The 17,390-nt window shown below is 39.6% G+C and carries 20 protein-coding genes, 2 tRNA genes and 3 pseudogenes; 14 read left to right on the forward strand and 11 right to left on the reverse strand.

Annotation, left to right across the window (positions count from 1 at the left end; all coding sequences use genetic code 11):
- Positions 1–54 precede the first annotated feature (54 nt).
- The 3 genes from fghA to F973_RS08595 form a co-directional block, all read right to left on the reverse strand.
- Complete coding sequence (gene fghA, locus F973_RS08585) at positions 55–885, reverse strand: S-formylglutathione hydrolase (RefSeq protein WP_004761255.1); 831 nt, start codon at positions 883–885, stop codon at positions 55–57.
- 228 nt (positions 886–1,113) lie between these two features.
- On the reverse strand, positions 1,114–2,226 hold the full coding sequence (locus F973_RS08590) for an S-(hydroxymethyl)glutathione dehydrogenase/class III alcohol dehydrogenase (protein WP_004761256.1): 1,113 nt from the start codon (positions 2,224–2,226) through the stop codon (positions 1,114–1,116).
- Positions 2,227–2,247: 21 nt separating this feature from the next.
- Complete coding sequence (locus F973_RS08595; protein ID WP_001133624.1) at positions 2,248–2,523, reverse strand: metal/formaldehyde-sensitive transcriptional repressor; 276 nt, start codon at positions 2,521–2,523, stop codon at positions 2,248–2,250.
- A gap of 466 nt (positions 2,524–2,989) precedes the next feature.
- Between F973_RS08595 and F973_RS08600 the strand changes: the two genes are divergently transcribed.
- A complete protein-coding gene (locus tag F973_RS08600; RefSeq protein ID WP_004757897.1) occupies positions 2,990–3,985 on the forward strand; it encodes a zinc-dependent alcohol dehydrogenase family protein in 996 nt (331 codons plus the stop codon).
- Positions 3,975–4,991 (forward strand): zinc-dependent alcohol dehydrogenase family protein, encoded by a 1,017-nt coding sequence (locus tag F973_RS08605; RefSeq protein WP_034432566.1) that lies wholly within the window; start codon positions 3,975–3,977, stop codon positions 4,989–4,991. The genes F973_RS08600 and F973_RS08605 overlap by 11 nt, the downstream gene beginning before the upstream one ends.
- Positions 4,992–5,005: 14 nt before the next feature.
- Here F973_RS08605 and F973_RS08610 read toward each other — a convergent pair whose 3' ends face one another.
- On the reverse strand, positions 5,006–5,905 hold the full coding sequence (locus tag F973_RS08610) for a LysR family transcriptional regulator (RefSeq protein WP_004761259.1): 900 nt from the start codon (positions 5,903–5,905) through the stop codon (positions 5,006–5,008).
- A gap of 135 nt (positions 5,906–6,040) precedes the next feature.
- Here F973_RS08610 and F973_RS08615 point away from each other — a divergent pair, with 135 nt between their 5' ends.
- The 3 genes from F973_RS08615 (at position 6,041) to F973_RS08625 (ending at position 8,157) form a co-directional block, all read left to right on the forward strand.
- The gene (locus F973_RS08615; RefSeq protein ID WP_004761261.1) at positions 6,041–6,781 is read left to right on the forward strand and encodes an SDR family oxidoreductase; all 741 of its coding nucleotides are present in this window, start codon (positions 6,041–6,043) and stop codon (positions 6,779–6,781) included.
- Positions 6,782–6,853: 72 nt separating this feature from the next.
- Positions 6,854–7,852: a zinc-binding alcohol dehydrogenase family protein gene (locus F973_RS08620; RefSeq protein ID WP_004761263.1), complete on the forward strand. Its 999-nt coding sequence runs from the start codon at positions 6,854–6,856 to the stop codon at positions 7,850–7,852.
- Between the two features lie 20 nt (positions 7,853–7,872).
- Complete coding sequence (locus F973_RS08625) at positions 7,873–8,157, forward strand: putative quinol monooxygenase (RefSeq protein ID WP_004281848.1); 285 nt, start codon at positions 7,873–7,875, stop codon at positions 8,155–8,157.
- 136 nt (positions 8,158–8,293) lie between these two features.
- On the opposite strand, the gene F973_RS08630 is transcribed toward F973_RS08625, so the two are convergent.
- From F973_RS08630 to F973_RS14685, 3 genes and pseudogenes are all read right to left on the reverse strand, one after another.
- Positions 8,294–8,512, reverse strand: coding sequence for a cold-shock protein (locus F973_RS08630; protein ID WP_004679548.1), 219 nt, complete (start codon positions 8,510–8,512; stop codon positions 8,294–8,296).
- Positions 8,513–8,726: 214 nt separating this feature from the next.
- Positions 8,727–8,803, reverse strand: a tRNA-Met gene (locus F973_RS08635).
- A 149-nt stretch (positions 8,804–8,952) separates the two neighbouring features.
- Positions 8,953–9,243, reverse strand: a pseudogene (locus F973_RS14685) (lipocalin family protein); the annotation flags it as partial.
- Positions 9,244–9,826: 583 nt separating this feature from the next.
- Between F973_RS14685 and F973_RS08640 the strand changes: the two are divergent.
- The 4 genes and pseudogenes from F973_RS08640 (at position 9,827) to F973_RS14695 (ending at position 10,984) form a co-directional block, all read left to right on the forward strand.
- Entirely contained in the window at positions 9,827–10,042 is a 216-nt protein-coding gene (locus F973_RS08640; protein WP_004679551.1) for a cold-shock protein, read from the forward strand.
- A gap of 102 nt (positions 10,043–10,144) precedes the next feature.
- Positions 10,145–10,372 carry a hypothetical protein gene (locus F973_RS08645; protein WP_004761266.1) on the forward strand — a complete coding sequence of 76 codons (228 nt, stop codon included), beginning with the start codon at positions 10,145–10,147 and terminating at the stop codon, positions 10,370–10,372.
- A gap of 209 nt (positions 10,373–10,581) precedes the next feature.
- Positions 10,582–10,818: pseudogene (locus F973_RS15600) on the forward strand (cryptochrome/photolyase family protein); the annotation flags it as partial.
- A 58-nt stretch (positions 10,819–10,876) separates the two neighbouring features.
- Positions 10,877–10,984 carry a DUF2256 domain-containing protein gene (locus F973_RS14695; protein ID WP_249399895.1) on the forward strand — a complete coding sequence of 36 codons (108 nt, stop codon included), beginning with the start codon at positions 10,877–10,879 and terminating at the stop codon, positions 10,982–10,984.
- 11 nt (positions 10,985–10,995) lie between these two features.
- On the opposite strand, the pseudogene F973_RS08650 reads toward F973_RS14695, so the two are convergent.
- A pseudogene (locus F973_RS08650) lies at positions 10,996–11,196 on the reverse strand (TIGR03643 family protein); the annotation flags it as partial.
- A gap of 180 nt (positions 11,197–11,376) precedes the next feature.
- Positions 11,377–11,453 (reverse strand) — tRNA-Ile (locus F973_RS08655).
- 290 nt (positions 11,454–11,743) lie between these two features.
- Between F973_RS08655 and F973_RS08660 the strand changes: the two genes are divergently transcribed.
- Positions 11,744–12,289, forward strand: a complete 546-nt coding sequence (locus F973_RS08660; protein WP_004682304.1) for a 1-acyl-sn-glycerol-3-phosphate acyltransferase — start codon at positions 11,744–11,746, stop codon at positions 12,287–12,289.
- 134 nt (positions 12,290–12,423) lie between these two features.
- Entirely contained in the window at positions 12,424–13,173 is a 750-nt protein-coding gene (locus tag F973_RS08665; protein WP_004679662.1) for a YebC/PmpR family DNA-binding transcriptional regulator, read from the forward strand.
- A 45-nt stretch (positions 13,174–13,218) separates the two neighbouring features.
- On the opposite strand, the gene F973_RS08670 is transcribed toward F973_RS08665, so the two are convergent.
- On the reverse strand, positions 13,219–13,689 hold the full coding sequence (locus F973_RS08670; RefSeq protein ID WP_004661600.1) for an Lrp/AsnC family transcriptional regulator: 471 nt from the start codon (positions 13,687–13,689) through the stop codon (positions 13,219–13,221).
- Positions 13,690–14,160: 471 nt separating this feature from the next.
- Positions 14,161–14,931 (reverse strand): glutathione S-transferase family protein, encoded by a 771-nt coding sequence (locus F973_RS08675; RefSeq protein WP_004682306.1) that lies wholly within the window; start codon positions 14,929–14,931, stop codon positions 14,161–14,163.
- A 208-nt stretch (positions 14,932–15,139) separates the two neighbouring features.
- On the opposite strand from F973_RS08675, the gene ychF reads away from it, so the two are divergent.
- From ychF to F973_RS08690, 3 genes are all read left to right on the forward strand, one after another.
- Positions 15,140–16,231 (forward strand): redox-regulated ATPase YchF, encoded by a 1,092-nt coding sequence (gene ychF / locus F973_RS08680; RefSeq protein ID WP_004679664.1) that lies wholly within the window; start codon positions 15,140–15,142, stop codon positions 16,229–16,231.
- A gap of 92 nt (positions 16,232–16,323) precedes the next feature.
- A complete protein-coding gene (locus tag F973_RS08685) occupies positions 16,324–16,596 on the forward strand; it encodes a nucleotidyl cyclase domain-containing protein (protein ID WP_004679665.1) in 273 nt (90 codons plus the stop codon).
- Positions 16,597–16,684: 88 nt separating this feature from the next.
- Positions 16,685–17,368, forward strand: coding sequence for a 3'-5' exonuclease (locus F973_RS08690; RefSeq protein WP_004679666.1), 684 nt, complete (start codon positions 16,685–16,687; stop codon positions 17,366–17,368).
- The last annotated feature ends 22 nt before the right edge of the window (positions 17,369–17,390 follow it).

A 17,390-nucleotide genomic window follows, 5' to 3' on the forward strand; every position in this document is an offset into this window, starting at 1 on the left:
TATTGCTCAAGAAGCACTCAAGAACAACATTGTACATCCGCATATCTATGAAAGTTATTTAGCTAGGAATTTGCTGTGAAACTCCATATGTTTCTCTATAAAGCTCGCAATGAAGTAATAGCTATGGTCATACCCTTCTCTTAGGTTAAGTGTAAGAGGATATTTTTGTTCTAAACAAATATCACTCAGAAGCTTAGGCCTTAACTGTTCTTCAAGAAAATCATCAGCTGTTCCCTGATCGACTAAAATAGGTAAATGAACTTCAGCGTTTTTGATTAATTCAATCGCATCATAGCTTTTCCATAAAGTTTCGGTTTCACCTAGATAGTGTGTAAAAGCCTTTTTCCCCCAAGGTACTTGGCTAGGTGCAACAATTGGTGCAAAAGCAGAAATACTTTTATACAGCTCAGGATTTTTTAACCCAATTACTAATGCACCATGACCACCCATGCTATGACCCATAATACTTTGGACTTGATTGGTCGGAAAATTTAGGTCAATCAGATTTCTGAGCTCTTCCACAATATAATCATACATTTTGAAATGCTGCGACCAGGGTGCTTGTGTTGCATTCACATAGAATCCTGCGCCTTGGCCTAAATCATAATCTGCATGATCTGGTACATCCTCTCCACGTGGGCTGGTATCTGTTGCAACAATAATGACTTTATGTTCAGCCGCATACTTTTGTGCTCCGGCTTTAGTAATAAAGTTCTGTTCGTTGCAAGTCAGTCCTGATAACCAATATAAAACTGGCAACCTCTCATCTTTATCATGAGGTGGCAGATATATTGAGAATTTCATTGAACAGTTTAGTGCTATTGACTGATGACGATACACTTCTTGCGATCCACCAAAAGAAGCATGTTTCTCAATTATTTCCATAATCAATTACCTATGTTGAGCAAGACTTCATGAGAAATCGAGTAAACAAAGAGTCTTACATTCTCCACAGAGAGAAGTCATAAAGATTTAAAATGTAGGCAGGTTTATTGAACCTATACACGATGCCTACACAGATAGATCTGTTTTACAGATGATGTGCCGTTTTAGAGGATTCCATGCATGTCAATCATGATTCACATGCATGGAAAAGTATAAGGTCTGACGGAATTATTCGTAATGAATTACAGTACGAATCGACTTTCCTTCATGCATTAGATCAAAGGCTTCATTGATCTGATCCAAACCCATCGTGTGTGTCACAAATGGTTCTAATTGAATTTTACCTTTCATTGCATCTTCAACCATTCCTGGAAGTTGCGAGCGACCTTTTACGCCACCAAAGGCAGAACCTAGCCATTTACGACCAGTAACCAGTTGGAATGGACGGGTAGAGATTTCCTGACCTGCGCCAGCTACACCAATAATTACGGATTGTCCCCAGCCACGGTGTGCACTTTCAAGGGCTGAACGCATTACATTCACGTTACCAATACATTCAAATGAATGATCTACACCCCAGCCAGTCATTTCGACAATGACTTGCTGGATTGGTTTATCGTAATCTTTAGGGTTCAAGAAGTCCGTTGCACCAAACTCTTTTGCCAGCGCAAATTTATCTGGATTCATGTCAACCACAATAATACGCCCTGCTTTAGCTTGACGTGCGGCTTGTACGACTGCCAAACCAATACCACCTAAACCAAAGACCGCAACACTATCACCTTCTTGTACTTTAGCCGTGTTATGTACTGCACCGATACCCGTTGTTACCCCACAACCCAGTAAGCATACATGTTCATGATTGGCTTCAGGATTGATTTTAGCCAATGATACTTCTGCCACTACCGTGTATTCACTGAACGTTGAGCAGCCCATATAGTGGTAAATCGGTTGACCATTGTAGGAAAAACGAGTGGTACCATCTGGCATTACACCTCTACCTTGAGTTTCGCGAACGGAAATACACAAGTTCGATTTTCCAGATTTACAGAATAGGCACTCGCCACATTCAGCGGTGTAAAGTGGAATTACATGATCACCTGGTTTGACGCTAGTCACGCCTTCACCAACCTCAACTACAACGCCAGCACCTTCATGCCCGAGAATAGCGGGAAAAACACCTTCAGGATCATCGCCAGATAAAGTAAATGCGTCTGTATGACACACACCGGTATGGGAGATCTTAATTAATACTTCACCTTTCTTCGGTGGTGCAACATCAACTTCAACAATTTGAAGAGGTTGACCAGGACCAAACGCAACGGCAGCACGTGACTTCATGGAATAATTCCTTATACAGATCTATTTTAAATATGATTTTAGAATCTTGGCGATTTCAGCCAATTCTTCTTTTCGTTGTTGTTCTGTGGTTTCACCTGATACTAAAGTGTCCTTTAAATGAACCTCCAACATTTCATTCATCAAACCATTAATAGCACCACGCACAGAGCATATTTGTTGCAGAATTGCACCACATTCCACATTGTCTTCTAACGCTTTTTCAATCGCTTGCGTCTGACCTTTGATCTTTCTGACGCGTAGAAGAATCTTTTTTTTGTCTTCAACCTGATTAGGCATCAGACCTCCTTATTTGCTAGCATTTATACTATAGTACCCCATAGTATAAAAAAAGCAATATTTTTTATAAATCGAAAATCAAAAAGACCTTTAGCGAAAATTTTCTATCCCTGTTTTTAGTTTTTTTAAATTAACATCGTAGAGCTGATGCTAAAGTCACAAAGAATGGGACTTTTAGCTCCCATTTTTTTATTTTGGCTCATGTTCTTTGTGATGCTGTGACCTTTTAGAATTATGTTTCAAATTTTAGCCACTTTGTAGATATTTTGAACGTTTCAAGCCTTGAAAATACTACCGACAGTTTAGATTAAACTGCCTTTACAGACTGTACTAGAATATTTTTAGTGAGCGGATGATATTTATTATTCATTATTTAGGAATTATTAAATCCTATAAATATCATTTATTGGATTAATTTATTTTGGTACTGTGCATATCATCCCCCAGTTAAGAATAAGGAATAACTATGAATAAGATGATGAATGCTCTTATCCTAGAAAATTTTGGTGATCATGAATTTAAACGTGTAGAACTCCCTATACCTCAACCAGAGGCTGGGCAAGTTCTAGTACGTATTCATGCTAGTGGTGTAAACCCTATTGATTATAAAATTCGTCTTGGTGAAGCACCATATGCTATGCCAGAGCTTCCTGCCGTGTTGGGAACGGATATGGCTGGGGTTGTAACTGCTGTTGGTGAAGGTGTCACACACTTCAACGTCGGAGATGAAGTTTACGGTCTGATAGGTGGCGTTCGTGGTCTTCAAGGATCTTTAGCAGAATATGTTGTAGCAGATGCTGATCTGATCGCATTAAAGCCACGGAATATCTCTATGCGCGAGGCAGCAGTACTACCATTGACGTTCCTCACCGCTTGGGAAGGTTTAGTGGATAATGCTAAGGTCCAACCAGGGCAAACTGTACTGGTTCAGGGTGGTGCTGGTGGCGTTGGTTATATGGTTGTTCAGCTTGCAAAAGCACTTGATGCAAATGTTTGGGCGACTGGTCGTACAGCTGATCAATCACTGATTTCAGAACTCGGTGCAACACCTCTCGATTACACAACAGCATCTTCCGATGACATTATTGCTGCAAGCCCTGAGGGTCAAGGTTTTAACATTGTTTACGACACTGTGGGTGGTCCAGTACTCGAAGCTTCACTTTCCATGACAACTCACTATGGCCACATTACCAGCTGTGCTGCATTTGGTAATCATAATTTAGCGAGTTCATCTCTACGGTGTGCCACAGTGTCTGGCGTATTCGTCCTAATGCCGATGTTAACAGGCAATCGACGTTCTCATCATGGCGATGTCCTTAAGATCGCGACTCGTCTCGTTGAGGAAGGTAAACTGCGTCCTATTGTTGATCCTCGTCATTTTACTCTAGATCAAGCGATTGAGGCTCATGATGCTGTTCAAGATCGCTCTGCCAATATTAAGGTTGTTATTGATGTCATTTAACGCACTTCAGGCCAAGACTTGGCGCTTCAATTGTATTGGAGATACAGATGTTCTGACATTAGAAACACTTCCTGTTGCTTTACCAGCCGCAGGAGAAGTTCTAATCCAGATGAAAACGATCGGACTCAACCGGGCTGATGTAATGTTTCGGCGTGGTACTTATATTCAAAAGGCAGTATTCCCCTCTCGTCTGGGATATGAGGGAGCAGGCATAGTTCTTGCCATAGGTGAAGGTGTACGCCAATTTTCTCCAGGAGATGCAGTATCGATTCTTCCGACTGACAATCTAGCCAAATATGGGACATATGCGGACAAGCTTCTGATTCCAGAAACTTTTTTAGTTCACAAACCTGATAGTTTAAGCTGGGAAGAAGCTTCTTCAATCTGGATGCAGTATTTGACGGCTTGGGGTGGTCTAATCCATGCTGGTGGAGTTTCGAAAGGAAAAACGATCTTGATCACAGCAGCTTCAAGTAGTGTAGGACTAGCTGCGATACAGATAGCTGAAGCAGCGGGTGCTAAGGTCATTGCAAGTACACAGACGATAGAGAAAAAGCAACGTTTACTAGATCTCGGTGTTAAAAATGTTATAGCCAGTGAAGATGAACCCGATTTGTATGAGGCGCTTGTTTTACGTTTGGGTGGAGAATATCTTGATGTCGCCTTCGATGCTGTAGGAGGGCCGCATATTGAACAGATTGCAAAAGCGATGTCTGTAGGAGGAACTATGGTTATGCATGGTGCACTTAGCCCTGAGATCACACCATTTCCGCTTAAAGTTGCATTACGCAAGAGCTTAACCATGCGAGGTTTTTTGTTCCTTGAGGTTCTGCATGACCCTGTTCTAAGGGAGCAAGCCAGACGATTTATTCTTAGCAGTATAGGTGCAGGATATCTTCGTCCAGTGATCGACCGTTGCTTTAACTTTGAGGACATGCATGACGCTCAGCGCTATCTTGAATCAAATCAGCAAATAGGAAAAATTGTAGTTACTCTAGATACGTGATGGTCTTATCTGATTCAGGTTTCTATACGGCCCAGCACTTCCGCTAAGTAATCAAACAATGCTCGGATTCGCAAAGGTGTCGGGCCCCGCTGTGGACGATATAAATACAGGCGCCAAACGGGAGAGGTTTCCTCATGAAGTATCTGAATGAGCTTACCACTCCTAAGCCACGGCAAAACTAGAAATCCAGGCATGTGTCCGAATCCAACTCCAGCGAGAATCGCTTGAAATTCAGCTTCTAGATCATCTGTAATAAAACGGGGCTTTGATGGCGTAAAGCTTCGACTTTCGGTGAATGTCCATGGCCAGTAACGCCCTGTTTTATGATCGACTAGTGCTGTTAGAGGGTATTTATCAAGGTCAATAATTTTTTTGGGCATTCCAACCTTATCAATTAACTCTGGCGTACCCACAGAATAAAAGTTCACTTTAGCCAATTCCCTTGCCACATATCGATTGTCCGGCAAAAATCCAAATCTGATCCCGATATCTATCCGCTCATCGATCACATCCGAGTGTGAATCTGTTAGCACACAATCCACGACAATATCTGGATAACGTGTGGCAAATTCTGCTAGTGCAGGTACTACCAATTTACGCCCTAACACAGACGACACAGTAAGACGGACAGTCCCACGCATTTCATCTCGTTTTTCCTTGGTGTCTTTTACAAGCAAAGCATCGATCGATCCCACCGCAAAACGTGCTTGCTTTGCCAGACGCTCACCATCAGCGGTAATTTTAATTTGTCGAGTACTCCTGTAGAACAGAATCTCTCCGCGCTGCTCTTCTAGCTCTTTTATTGCCCGTGTCACTACCTGTGGGGAAATACCCAGCTGAGTTGCTGCCTCTTTAAAATTTCGAGACTCTGCTGCGACACAAAAGATACGCATCATTTCCAATTTGTTCTGCATGTCCAATCCTGTGTTATGGTGATTATTCCGTAAATAGGAATTCTGAAAGATAATATTATTCATTTATTATACCTAACAAGGCTGTAATACTTAACCCATCAAATATGATTGACAGATAGGTTGAAGGTTACTTGTATGAATAATATAGAAAATAAAGTTATTGTTATCACTGGTGCAAGTAGTGGTTTAGGTGAAGCTACTGCTCGCTTACTTGCTAAAAAAGGTGCAAAGGTTGTACTTGGTGCTAGACGTACTGAAAAATTAGAGGCTATTGTTCACGACATTCGTGCTGAAGGTGGTCAAGCTGAATTTATTGGTATGGATATAACCAAACCACAGGAAGTACAAGCACTTATTGAAAAGGCATTAAGCGCATTTGGTCAAATCGATGTATTGGTAAACAATGCTGGATTAATGTCTATTGCACCATTAAGTGAGCTAAAAGTTGATGAATGGGATCGTATGATCGATATTAATATTAAAGGTGTTCTTTATGGTATAGCAGCTGCCCTACCTGTTTTCCAAAAACAAAACTTTGGACACTTTATTAATCTCGCATCTGTTGCAGGGATAAAAGTATTTAGTCCAGGCGGTACTGTTTATAGCGGTACTAAGTTTGCTGTAAGAGCCATCTCTGAAGGACTTCGTCATGAAGTTGGGGGAACAATTAGAACGACGACTATTGAGCCTGGTGCAATTGAGTCAGAACTAAAATTTGGTTCTTCTCATAAAGAAAGTTCAGAGTTTGTTACTGATTTCTACAAGCAAGCCATACCAGCTGACTCAGTCGCTCGAGCAATTGCTTATGCAATTGAACAGCCTGCGGATGTAGATATTAATGAAATTGTTTTGCGCCCAACGAGCCAAGAGTTTTAATGATTGAATAACATAAAATGGGAGCACTTCGCTCCTATTTTTACTATATTTTTTAAATTTAAGGACAAATCTATGAAAGCCGTATCGTATGTTATAAATAACCATGATGATTTTAAAAATTCATTGGTAGATATTGAAAAAGCAAAGCCTACGCTTAAGGAGCGTGATGTACTGGTAAAAGTTCAGGCAATCTCTGTGAATCCAGTTGATACCAAAGTGAGAAAAAATTCGTCTGAAGCAAATAATCGTATTTTAGGTTGGGATGCCGTTGGGGAAATTATTGAAGTTGGCTCAAAAGTTACCTCGTTTAAAGTAGGAGATTCTGTTTGGTATGCTGGCGATTTAACCCGAGATGGTAGTAATGCTGAGTTTCAAGCAGTCGATGAACGAATTATCAGTCTTAGACCAATTACAGTATCTAATGCAGAAGCAGCAGCATTGCCATTAACTGCAATAACGGCATGGGAAATGTTGTTTGATCGTTTTCAAATTTCAGAAACAGAAGTTGGCAGTATTCTAATTATTGGTGGTGCAGGCGGTGTAGGATCAATCGCTATCCAACTCCTAAAAGTAAAAACAAATCTGACCGTTATAGCAACAGCTTCACGTGAAGAAACGAAATCTTGGGTGGAATCACTTGGTGCCGACCATGTCATTGATCATAGCAAAGATTTAAATGCACAAATCGAGACACTAGGCATTGAAAAACCAAAATACGTATTCTCTACAAATCATACAGAAACCTATATCAAGCAAATAGTTTCTCTGATTGCACCACAAGGCAAGCTTGGATTGATCGATGATCCACAAACATTTGATATTATGCCGTTTAAGACTAAATCTATTTCTATCCATTGGGAGTTGATGTTCACCCGTTCAATGTATGAAACCGATGATATTGAAAAGCAAGGTGATCTATTGCAACAGGTTGCTCAATTAGTTGACCAGCAAAAAATTAGAAGTACCCTCAACCAAAATCTAGGCAAAATTAACGCTGCAAACTTGGAGAAGGCGCATAAGTTGCTTGAATCAGGCAAGTCAAAAGGCAAAATTGTACTAGAAAACTTCTAAAACAAATTAAAGGTGAAATAATGACTATTTCAGTAATTGCGAACTTTAAGGCAAAGTCAGATCAAAAAGAGACATTAGAAGCGCTTTTAAAAAGTGTAATAGAGCCTACGCTTCACGAAGAAGGATGCTTGAAATATGAGCTTTATATTAGCGAAAATGACTCGAGTAGATATTTCTTCTTAGAAGAATGGCGTAGCAGAGAGGATTTAGATATCCATATAGCGTCTGATTATATTCAAAGTTTATTTGGTAATATCCAATCGCTCATTGAATCAAGTGATATTGTAGAAATCAAAAAAATATAGCTGTATTCGGACATTATGATGAAGGGCGAATTCGAGACTGTAAATAACAGTGTGTAAGTCCTATATTTTTATTCTATCCATTTAATTTTCAGATAAAAAAAGCTCACCAAGGTGAGCTTTTTTTCAAAAGATTTTATTAGTTCTGGGCAACTACAGTAATACCCGTCGCTTGAGGACCTTTTTTACCTTGAGCAACAGTAAATGATACACGTTGTCCTTCATGAAGAACCTTAAAACCATTGCTTTGGATTTCACTGAAATGAGCAAATACATCTTGCCCAGAATCGGCATGAATAAAACCAAAACCTTTAGTTTCATTGAACCACTTAACTGTACCAGTCACAGAATTAGACATAAATTAACCTATATACAAAAATACTTTGGATGCTTAGCAGCAATTAACTGGAAATAATAAACTCTGAAACTAAATCTGATGAAACGAAAGGTTTGGTTAAACTACGAAATCTAAGATTTGCTGAATCAACAGTATTATTCTTCTAGTTATTATTTACTATACACGCTTTCTCTTAACACGCAATCAATATCTGTTCATATTGATATACAAAATTTGGATGCGGGGGCTGGATTTGAACCAACGACCTTCGGGTTATGAGCCCGACGAGCTACCAGACTGCTCCACCCCGCATTAGGGAGTTAGCGTTATACGCCCATAGGCTGGACAATGCAAACTATTTTTAGAAATTTCACTTAATTAACGTGAATTCGGTTTAAGCGGATTTTAATTCAATCGGTTTTAAAATCTGCTGAATCCCAGACTTATATCCATTTAGCAGATTAATGAGGCAATTTGATAAGTTTTGTGACGTCGTAACCATAATGTTTTGCAGTTTCCAGATAGGACTTATACGTAGCTTCATCGAGTTGCTGTTCACGTGACAAAATCCATAGGTATTTATTACTTGGTCCCCCCACAAGCGCCACTTTGTATTCTGGATCTACTCGCAATACCCAGTAATCACCTTTGCTAAATGGTATCCATCTTAAGCCTTGAGGCAAAAAGCTGACTTTCAGTTTGTTGTTCCCCTGATTTTGCGAATACGCAACACTTTCAGAGCTAATTATCTCGCGATTGGCAATGAGGCGCAGCAGTTTCTGCTTGAGTCGTTTTACTTAAGCTGATGATAGACAGTGCTATAGCTGCAAAAGCAGACTTAAATCGCACCTTCATTTTTTAGCCTTGCTAGATCTCAAGATTAAGATAACCCAAGTCGATGTGAACAAAGTGTGAAGATTAAATGCAGGATGAATGTAGGCGAAATTTCAATCTTACAGCCTGAGAAAATGAGAAAAATGATTTTTTCTTGGATCCCCTTTTAACGCGGTAAATTGGTTTTTTCTGTTTCAATGTAGCAATGTTGTCGATAGACTTGTTAAAAAATTCAACTAGATCAACAGATTAATTACTAATTCAGTCATTTTTTATAAGATAATTAAATATACATATAAAAAAACTTGATTAATTTTATTTTTAAGGTATAGTTAACTCAACTAGAAAAAAGTCTTGTTTCATTAAATCTCTTTTAACTATCGTCGTTTTATTCATAATTCTTCGTTTTTTTCAGATTTTAAGTTTCATTCTTTATTATTTTCAAAGTTATATGCAGTCAATAAAATGACTAAAATTATTAAAAAATCAGTAGGATTTATTATGTTAAACTCAAATGTTGTTAAAGGTACCGTTAAGTGGTTCAATGAAACTAAAGGTTTTGGTTTTATTCAACAAGAATCAGGTCCAGATGTTTTTGCACACTTCAGTGAAATTGCCAGTTCAGGTTTTAAAACCTTATTTGAAGGTCAACAAGTTGAATTCAGCATCGCTCAAGGTCAAAAAGGACCGAATGCGGTCAATATTGTTGCTATATAAGCACTAAAATACGAGTTGAAAAAGCACTACTCAGTGCTTTTTTAATTTTAAAGAAAAAGTTGTTGTTCCATATTGGAAAAAATCATAAAAACAGGATATAAATTGTTAAAAGTTAATGAATTAATTGCAAAATCTAAAAATGGTACTGAAATTATCGTTTCTTTAATTCCCTTAAATAAAATGCAGAATACACGTCAAGGTTTTAAAGAAATTGAAGTGGGTAAAAGAGTTCTGCTGGAATCTGGAATTGAGGTAGATTTAAATTTAGATGGTCGTACATTTTATACGTCTTTAAATCAATTATTTAAGCTAAATCAAAAAGTAATTTAAATAAAAAAACTTCTGAATGATGAAGCCATGTAATGGTTTCTCTTTCCTGCTGTTATTCAAGGTATATCTAAGTATTCCCTGCCTATTCAGAATGGTGTCTGTTTATAGTGCTCTGTAAAATACAGCGCATTCACATGATCGAGCCGATGACACCGTACTAAAAACCATGCAGCACCATCATTGAAAGCCGTCATAATCTTTGATCAGGTCTGGAGTGGCTATGCGTTTTAGTTTATTTAATTTTGGGTGACCAGCTTCATTCTCAGCTTGCTACGCTTAAAGCGCTGGATCGCACCTAGGATGTCATCCTCATGGCCAAAGTTGTGGAGGAGGCCACGTATGTTGCCCATCATCCACAGAAAATTGCCCTGATTTTTAGCGCCATGCGTCATTTTGCCAAAGAACTCAAAGCAGAAGGCTGGCGTGTACGTTACCAAGCTTTTCAATTTAGCCAGATCAATGAGTTATAAACGATGAAAAAACAATATCTCCCTGAGAAAATCTGTGCGCATTATTTGCGATCTTTTACTTGGCGCAAAAAAATGGCACGGCTGCTGGGCAGAAGTACGATATTGTTCTGAACGATGTAAACGTGAGTCCAGACGCTTATAAAAATCAAATACTTAGAAACGCTTGTATTGGCCTGAACAATAGGCTCGTATCACATCAGTTGAACGCAGCTGCAGATGTTTGGTTTTTCGACCAGTCACGCGTGCACGCCACATTTTAAAGCTACTAATTTTCATATTTTGCCGCATCAAGCGGATCACCGCCGCTTCATTTAAGCTATACTCACATAAAATAGCTTCAAAAGGAGTTTGATCTGATTAAAAGCATAACAATACAATCATGAATTTTTTGTGATTTTTCTCTAGTTTACGGTTTCAGTGGCTTTGCTGCATAAATATTTTGCAAGATACTGATTTTTTGCTGAAATCAATTGATTTTTCCAGTCGATAATTTGGTTTTGATGAACATCAAATATAGTTACGAGGTTCGATATATGGTGGGCCCAGACAGACTTGAACTGTCGACCAACGGATTATGAGTCCGCTGCTCTAACCAACTGAGCTATAGGCCCCTATAAAGTTTTAATCATATTTCTTATGATTAAGGCTGCCTGATCTTAGCCAAATTTAACTTAAATTACAAGCAGATGATTTTATCAAGTCGCTAAAAAACTAAGTAAAACCAAAAACTGCGCTGATTCTATCTGATCTCTGCGTCTGGAGTAAAGATAATATCTGCATATTTTGATCAATTAAGAAACATCCAAATTTCTTTTTAGTGTGGAATTTTAGGATATGTATTTTCTAAAAAACTCGCATTACACTGCTGCCATTCATCATTCATTTGTCATGTATTTCTGCCATGAAAAAATTCTTAGGAAAATCTATTTTTAAAGCAACGGGTTGGACATATAATGTCAATCCAGCCATTTTAGAAAACAAACAAGTTATTATTGGCTTTGAACACACCTCAAATCTGGACACCATCCTGTCACTTGCACTATTTGAAATTTTAGAGCTTAAAATCCATACGCTTATCAAAAAAGAACTGTTTAAAGGCCCTCTTAAAACGATTCTGGAAAAGCTTGGTGGCATCCCTGTTGACCGCAAGGCCAGCAAAGATATTGTCACACAAATGGTTGAGTTGTTTAATCAAAATGATCATTTCAACCTTGTGATTGCACCTGAGGCAACACGTGCCAAAGATGGCGAAGAACGCAAGCCAATTCGGACTGGTTTCTGGCATATTGCCAAGGCAGCCAATGTACCCATCATCCTGATGTACGCCAATGCCAAAACCAGGCAAGGCGGTATTTTAGGTAAAATTTATCCAACCGACTTGCAGCAGGATTTAGAAAAAATCAAAACCTTGTATGCCGAATATGGCATCGATGTGAAAATTCAATAGCGTTTGTTCTGTTCACGTTAAGATCATCAGGCCAATTTTAAATTTGGAATATCAAATACGGTTGTTTTCAACAAAACCATCGCTATGCTAATATTCCTGCACTTTTTTAAGTTTTAATTTTTGGAGTTATTTCCATGGCAGGTCATTCTAAATGGGCCAACACAAAGCATCGTAAAGCAAAACAAGATGCCAGCCGTGCTAAAGTCTTTACTAAATATATTCGTGAAATCGTTACAGCAGCGAAACTAGGCGGTGGCGATCCAGCCAGCAATCCCCGTCTGCGTGCAGTGATTGAAAAAGCACTTTCAGTGAATATGACGCGTGATGCAATCAACCGAGCTGTTCAGCGCGGTGCAGGTGGCGAGGATAATGAAGATTTAAACGAAGTCACTTATGAAGGTTATGGTGTGGGTGGTGTTGCCGTTCTGGTTGAAACCATGACAGACAACTTAAACCGTACTGTGCCAGACGTCCGTCATTGCTTCTCAAAAAATAATGGTAACCTAGGCACATCAGGTTCAGTGGCTTATTTGTTTACCAAACGCGGTGAAATTAGCTTTGAAGATGTGTCTTTAGAAGACAAAATCATGGATGTGGCGCTGGAAGCTGGTGCAGAAGACATCGAAGTTTCTGAAGATGGCATCCTGGTTATTACCACGCCAGAAAGTTTTGGTGATGTACAAGATGCCTTGAATGCTGCGGGTTTGAAGTCCGACAATGCAGAAGTGGTCATGAGCCCATCAACCAAAGCTGAAATCACAGATATTGATCAAGCCAAGCAAATCATGAAAATGATTGATATGTTTGAAGATCTGGATGATGTTCAAAACGTTTATACTAACGTTGAGTTCTCTGAAGATGTTTTAGCTCAACTCGATGCGTAAGCCACTCAGATGAATAAAAAAATGCATCTTTTTAGATGCATTTTTTTATAGCTTGTTCAAAAGCTTATAGCAGTTAAATACGTTATATTCCTTAATCACAAAGCTTGAATGTAGTGCAACCACGCTGTCAATCTTGCCAATACGGCGTAACAGGATTTCACTGTAGTCATCCATATTGCGAGCCACCAGTTCCAGAATAAAATCTGCACTCTGCCCTGTCACTAAAAAGGCATTGGTGACTTCTGGAATATCTTCAATTTCTTGCAGGAATTTATCAAAGGTTTCACTATCATGCTTGCTCAATGAAACTTGTAAAAGAATATGTAAGCTAAAGCCGAGCTTATTAAAATTAATTTCCCGTTTGAGCTGTCCCATCACCTGAGATTCAATCAGGTTCTTGATCCGACGGTGTACTGAACTGACAGATAGGTTAATACGCTCTGACAGTTCATTCAAGTTGACATCCTCATGGGTCAAAATTTCCAGAATCTGTTTATCAAAACGATCTAATTCCATTGTACAGTCCTCAGTCTAAAATTAGGTGGCATCGGAACTGTTCTCTTATGTGTAATTTGGGGGGGGATCAAGGGAAAAACATACGTTTAACTTTTGACCATACTACATAGATAATGTAGACACTATTCCGATAAACTTTTGGCTTATCTTTGTCTCAAGCTCGAAACCAAACTTTTTAAATCACGGTTCAACTGTCTCCCAAAAGTTGAACAACTGGTTTCGATTCCCTTGCGGAACTTATCGTTCCTCACCCTGAAACATAAGATAGCAAAGCTCTTTCATAATTATTTCCCTCTTTTCATTTTTTTTAAAGCAATTTTGGAAATAAATTCCAATTTTTAATTAAAAAAAGGAATTTTCTTTTAGATATTAAACTCATTAATCATTTTTTTCTTATATTTTGTGAAAGATGTCTGTTTTTTTCTCATAAAAAAGCCCTAAACATTTTAGGGCTGATGTATAGCTGAAAATTTACATCCCTCGCCAATCAACACGGGCATTACGCTCAGTGGCATAAATACGCTGTGCATATTGTCCAAGTGGTAAATCCAGTAAATAGTCGTGATACTGCTTTAATTCGTCTGAGAACTGTTCAATATCATCATTTTCCAGTTCCCACGGTGTTCCCTTGATCACCAGCAAGGGTGCAAGGACTGAACAGACCGAAATATCAGCCAAACCCAGACGATCCCCCACCAAGTAACGCCCCTGATTATCAACCAGACGCTGATTTAAATCGGCGATTATCTCTGTCATGCGAATTTTGGATTTAGCGACTTTTTCGGGATTAAGCTTATAGTTGGTTGAGACCAGACTTTTCAGAATTGGTTTAGAAATCTTCTCAAACTGGCGTAAATAGCCTTGTTCACCCATCATGATTTCAAGCGGATGATCACCCACTAAAAGTGCCTGTGCCAGTGACCAGCGGCGTACATGGATACCCAGCTCATTTGCCAGTTTATCAATTTGCAGCGCCTGATCACGCAATTGCTCATCCCGTCTTAACAGTGTATGTTCAGGATAGGTTGCATCCAGATATAAGGCGATTTGGGTCGAATCAGCAATCCAGCGTTTACCATCTTTCAGCATTGGCAATAGGTATTGCCCTGACTTGAAATAGGTAAACGCACGATGAAAACCAGGAATTAAATTATGTGCCACATAGTCCAATTCCTTATGATCCAACAACCAGCGAGCTTTTTCACAATAGTGAGACAAAGGAAATTGGTATAAAACCCGCATAGACTCTCCAGCTTTATTTTTCTATTCGTTCAAACATAAGGTTTGCCATACTTTAGAAGTAAAAGCGAATCAATACAATGTCCTTTTTTTCCTATCTCCTGTAATTTGGGCGAGATCGATTTTTCATTCCAGCCATGACCTGACTTTGTCATGGCTTTCATGTAAAATCAGCAGCAATTTTTTAAATAACACATTTGTGAGTGGTTTCATGGGTTTTAATTGCGGTATTGTTGGTCTGCCAAACGTAGGTAAATCTACATTATTTAATGCATTAACAAAGGCAGCCATTGCTGCTGAAAACTTTCCGTTCTGTACCATTGAACCCAATACAGGGATTGTACCTGTACCAGATGCACGTCTGGACAAACTTGCGGCGATTGTAAAACCTCAGCGTATTCTGCCAACCACGATGGAATTTGTTGATATTGCGGGTCTGGTTGCGGGCGCATCCAAAGGTGAAGGCCTCGGTAACCAGTTCCTTGCCAACATCCGTGAGACGGATGCGATTGCCCATGTGGTGCGTTGCTTTGAAGATGAAAACGTCATTCACGTGAATGGTAAAATTGACCCGTTGGATGACATTGCCACCATCAACACTGAACTTGCACTGGCTGACCTTGATACTGTTGCTAAAGCATTGTTACGCTTAACCAAAGCAGCAAAAGGTGGTGACAAAGATGCGATTGCAACCAAGGCAGCTTTGGAAAAAATCCAGCCTTTACTGGATGAAGGTAAGCCAGCACGTGCAGCAGACCTTTCTGATGACGAACGTAAGGCAGTCCGTGGTTTTGGTTTAATGACACTCAAACCAACCATGTACATTGCCAATGTGGCAGAAGATGGTTTTGAAAACAATCCACATCTTGACGCCGTAAAAAAATTGGCTGCTGAGGAAAATGCGATTGTGGTACCTCTTTGCAACCAGATCGAAGCTGAAATTTCACTACTGGAAGATGAAGACCGTGCTGAATTTCTGGAAGCGATGGGAATGGAAGAGCCAGGCTTAAACGTGGTGATCCGTGCGGGTTATAAATTACTTGGCCTACAAACCTACTTTACTGCAGGTGTACAGGAAGTCCGTGCCTGGACCGTTAAAGTGGGTGCCACAGCGCCACAGGCGGCAGGTGTGATTCACACGGACTTTGAAAAAGGTTTTATCCGTGCTGAATGTATTGCCTATGATGACTTCATTCAATACAACGGTGAAAACGGTGCGAAAGAAGCGGGTAAATGGCGTTTGGAAGGCAAAACCTATATTGTTCAGGATGGCGACGTATTGCACTTCCGTTTTAATGTGTAATCATTTATAACAATGTAATGGAAAAGACCTTAGAACGATTATTCGCATGAAATACCAACCTACGACGTTTATTGATTTTACTCATACTCGTCGTGTTGGGCATTATTGACCTTGATGGCTTCAAGGCAGTCAATGACACTCAGGCAAATCACTGTGACCAGCGTATTAGAGCATTATTTCAGGAAAGTGGTTTAAAACAACAATACCGCGTGGACTTTAGTATGGGTTTAGCAATCTTGACTGAACTACCTGAAAATCTTGAGGATGCGAGCAAAATCGCAGACCAGCTCATGTATGAGTCAAAGTCTTTGGGTAAATCTCAAACCACCATTCAAAGTTTTACGAATACTGAACCAGCATTTTAGGCTGGGCTCAAACAGCGATTATTTGACGGCACAATAAATAAATTTCTTGTAAGATAATAAAATTCTAGACTTCATATAGGACCACTTCATGCAAGCCATTATTCTGGATACTGAGACACATACACTGAATGGTTTGCCAATCGAAATCGCCTATGCGCCGATTAAAATTGAAAGTGGAAAATTAAGTCTGGATAAGAGCCAAATCTTTGATCAGCTTTATCAGGTCAATCAACCCATTTCCTATGCGGCAATGGCCGTACACCATATTCTGGAATCAGATTTGGTCGATCAGCCCAATTACCGTGAATTCCAGCTACCAGAACAGACGAGCTATATTATTGGACATAATGTGGATTATGATATTGCCGCAATCGCACGCTGCGGGGTTGATACATCCAAACTGAAACCGATCTGCACCCTTGCCCTGGCCCGACATGTTTGGAAAGAGGCGGAAGCACACAATATTTCAGCCCTGATTTATTTAATTTCAAAAGGCAGTGACAAGGCGCGGGAAATGCTTAAGGGTGCGCACCGAGCCGATGCCGATATTATCCTGACAGCCAATATCCTGATGCACATCATTCACCGCCTCAATATTCAGGATATTGAACAACTTTATATTGCTTCAGAAGAAGCTCGTATTCCAAAGAGCATCACTTTCGGCAAACATAAGGGTACTGCCATTCAGGACCTGCCTGCCGACTATATTCAATGGTTACTACGTCAGGATGATCTTGATCCTTATTTACGCAAGGCACTGGAAACTCAGTGAGCCAAATACTCCATAACGTGTC

The sequence above is a fragment of the Acinetobacter sp. CIP 102129 genome (assembly GCF_000368305.1).
GTDB classification, from domain to species: Bacteria; Pseudomonadota; Gammaproteobacteria; order Pseudomonadales; family Moraxellaceae; genus Acinetobacter; species Acinetobacter parvus.